Here is a 3,155-nt window from a genome sequence, read left to right on the forward strand (position 1 = left end):
TACTTATTGCGGCGGTGATCCGGTGAACAGGGTTGATCCGACGGGGGAAGATTGGTATGAAGACCAAAATGGTAACTTATATTGGCAGGAAGGAGACAAAGATTTAGATGGTTATTCCCGTCTTGGTGCTAGTGTTTCTTTCCCGTGGGGTGAGGGTCGTTATTTTAATGCCTATCAGAATGCGGGAATCATAGCCAATCAGGCAGTCAAGGCTTTTGATTTGATATATATCAGTCACAAGTTACAGAATCAATTCTTGGGTAAAGACAGTCCTTTATCGGAAATGTCTAAGTCTGAATTGAGTAATGCACTCAGAAGCCGCTCGATGGATGCTATTGCACGGCCGATAGGAGAAGCGATAGTCGAAATAGGTACAGGAGAACTTGCTGGGCCTCTGATTGGTAAAACTGCTGGTTGGGCATTTGGAAAAATTGCAGGACTTTTTGCCGGTAAAGGATTTGAAAGTTTTAGTGCTTTTAAAAGAGTTTATGGAGCTGCTGGCCAAGGAATGGCTTGGCATCATATAGTAGAACAAAATGCAGATAATATCGCGAGATTCGGAGCAGAAAAGATTCACAATACAAAGAATCTGATAAGGCTACCGCATGGAAAAGGAAGTATTCATGCGAAGGTTTCAGGATATTATTCGTCGACAATGCCTGGACAGAATATGCTAGTTAGAGATTATGTAAAAACATTGAGTTATAATGAACAATATAAATTTGGAGTAGAAACATTAAAAAGATTTGGATGGAAACCTTAGAAAAAATAAAAGTTGATTTTGAAAAATTTGCAATAGAACAGAGTTGTGCTTTTGCAGAAGGAGAAGGTAAGAAGGCTAATCGCTTTCATAAAAAAATACAGTTATTACATAAACAAGCTAAAGAACTTGATTGCATAAATGTTTTTGAATCATTCTTAGATAATAAAAATGAGAATGTTATGCTGTGGGCTTCTATCTTCTGTTTGGAAATATCCCCTAAATTAGCTTGGAAAAATTTAGTGAACTTATCTCATTCTTCAGAACCTATAATAAGTTTGTCTGCAAAAGCAACTCTTGATTCTTTAAGAAAAGGTCGATAGATTTTGCTATGTTGGAAAAATGTTCATCCAGCTAAGATATATAATCTAACTGAATTAGATATTAGAATTTTAAATCTGCTAATCTTCGTTCAATCGGATATGTTATCCGACTGTTTTGAATATTCGGATTTTTAATCCGCCCATTTGAAATATCCCTGTCTCTTACTGTAAAATATCAGTATAGGCAGGGATTATTTATTCACCGTACTTAGGTACCGACCACTTACGCCATTATAGTGCACTGATTGTTTCTTCTTCCACGTTTCCGTTTGTAGTAGGTAAACGTTACCATTTTGATGATTTTGAGCGAAATATTAACACAGGAAATGGGACAATTACCGATTTAGATTATATCTTTGCCGATGGACGTTTGGTTGCTTTAGTCCGTACTTCAGGTGGCAGTAAAACCTGCTACGGGGTGTTGACCGATCGTCTGGGTTCTTTGATGTCGCTTTACACCAGTGGAGGTATTGTTCAGAAGTTTTCTTATGATGCCTGGGGTAATCGTCGTGATCCACTGACAGGTGTTGTGTTGAGTAGTTCGGAGCTTGCTTCTGCGAACAGCGTCACCAGTTATGGGTATACTGGTCATGAGCATATCGACGAGTTTGGGCTTATTAATATGAATGCCCGTATTTACGATCCTAAGATAGGTATGTTTATTAGTGTTGACCCACAGGCAGGCAGCTATCCGGGTACGTATCCTTATACTTATTGCGGCGGTGATCCGGTGAACAGGGTTGATCCGACGGGGGAAGATTATTGGAGTACGAGTGATCCGAATGTAATCTATAACTTCTGGAAGTATTATAATGATTCGAATAAAGATAAAGGTGGTTATGATTTCAAGGGTTGGTATCAAATGTCCGATAGGGAATTTCTTGCAGCTTATGATAAGTATGGAGAGTCTTCCTTGACTTACAATGATCAAACTTCTAAAATGTATTTCTCTAAGGGTAAAGTAGTAAATGGAGAAGTTGTGATTTATGGAGGTCATGTAACGGTACGGAAAGAAAAAATAAATGATATTCGTATTGGAGAAGAAAATGCCAAGTTTGATGGATGGGAACATCTGATAGGGCCTTCTCTTATAGGACTTGGACAACCACTGAAAACTTTGAAACCAATTGGAGCTTTAGGGTCGAAACCAGGTTCTTCTATAGCATCGTATGGCTTATCTAAACTATTTCCACAACGTTTCACTACTGTTTTTGGAAAAAAGGCTGGACGAAAAATAGCTAAAATAGCTTCTTCTAATACAATTGGGCGAGCAATAGGGCGCTCTGTTCCATATTTAGGATGGATTTTGTTTAGCTACGATATTATAACAACAAGTTGGGATTTGGGGCAGGAATATGGACCTTTTACATTATATCAGAAATATCATAAAAGAACGACTATTTATAAATCAATATTGTTAGATGAAGAATGAAAATTTTAAATTATTAGAACAATTTATAGAAGATCAGGGCTTTTTGTACACAAAAGACTTAAAAGAAACGACCTTGCTAGAGCGTGATCTAAGAATTACGGGCGATGATGCTGTGGAGTTTATTTTAGCTTTTGGTCAGAAATTCGATGTAGATGTTTCCAATTTTAAATTGGATGAATATTTCGAAGCAGAAGGTATCTTAGGGCCTTTTTACTCTTTCTTTTATAGATATATAAGTTCTCCTTTAAAGAAAAAAATGGTAGTTAAAGATTTACTCGATGCGATGGAAAGTCATGTGTTAAATCCTTGTTCTTATGTGTGAGAACATACTATTTGGACTATCCATCTTATGTAATATTTATATTGTATGTAAATAAATTCAACCTATTGGTTTGAAATGTCCCTGTCTCTTACTGTAAAATATCAGTATAGGCAGGGATTGTTTATTCACCGTACTTATAAATATGGTACCGACCACTTACGGCATTATAGTACACTGACTGTTTCTTCTTCTACGCTTCCGTTTGCCGCAGGTAAACGTTGCTATTTTGATGATTTTGAGCGAAATATTAACACAGGAAATGGTGCTGTTTCCGATTTAGATTATATCTTTGCCGATGGACGTTTGGTTGCTTTAGTC

4 protein-coding genes and 1 pseudogene are annotated in these 3,155 nt (G+C 37.0%); all 5 read left to right on the plus strand.

The genetic code is table 11. From position 1 onward, the window contains the following. Positions 1-763: pseudogene (locus DW036_RS25250) on the plus strand (RHS repeat-associated core domain-containing protein); the annotation flags it as partial. After that, positions 751-1,083, plus strand: a complete 333-nt coding sequence (locus DW036_RS25255; protein WP_118422452.1) for a hypothetical protein — start codon at positions 751-753, stop codon at positions 1,081-1,083. The pseudogene DW036_RS25250 and the gene DW036_RS25255, both read left to right, overlap by 13 nt. Positions 1,084-1,453: 370 nt before the next feature. Next, on the plus strand, positions 1,454-2,515 hold the full coding sequence (locus DW036_RS25260; protein WP_147401551.1) for an RHS repeat domain-containing protein: 1,062 nt from the start codon (positions 1,454-1,456) through the stop codon (positions 2,513-2,515). Next, the gene (locus tag DW036_RS25265) at positions 2,505-2,837 is read left to right on the plus strand and encodes a DUF1493 family protein (RefSeq protein ID WP_118466735.1); all 333 of its coding nucleotides are present in this window, start codon (positions 2,505-2,507) and stop codon (positions 2,835-2,837) included. Before DW036_RS25260 ends, DW036_RS25265 begins: the two co-directional genes overlap by 11 nt. Before the next feature lie 75 nt (positions 2,838-2,912). Then, positions 2,913-3,155 (plus strand): hypothetical protein (locus tag DW036_RS25270; RefSeq protein WP_147401553.1); only part of this gene is annotated, 243 nt, incomplete at its 3' end.

Origin of the sequence: Bacteroides sp. AF39-11AC (assembly GCF_003474285.1) — a bacterium.
In the GTDB taxonomy this organism is placed as follows: domain Bacteria; phylum Bacteroidota; class Bacteroidia; order Bacteroidales; family Bacteroidaceae; genus Bacteroides.

Bases quoted from the DNA above. Each gene is read 5' to 3' on its own strand.
- DW036_RS25255 (WP_118422452.1), top strand. From the start codon at position 751: ATGGAAACCTTAGAAAAAATAAAAGTTGATTTTGAAAAATTTGCAATA.
- DW036_RS25265 (WP_118466735.1), top strand. From the start codon at position 2,505: ATGAAGAATGAAAATTTTAAATTATTAGAACAATTTATAGAAGATCAG.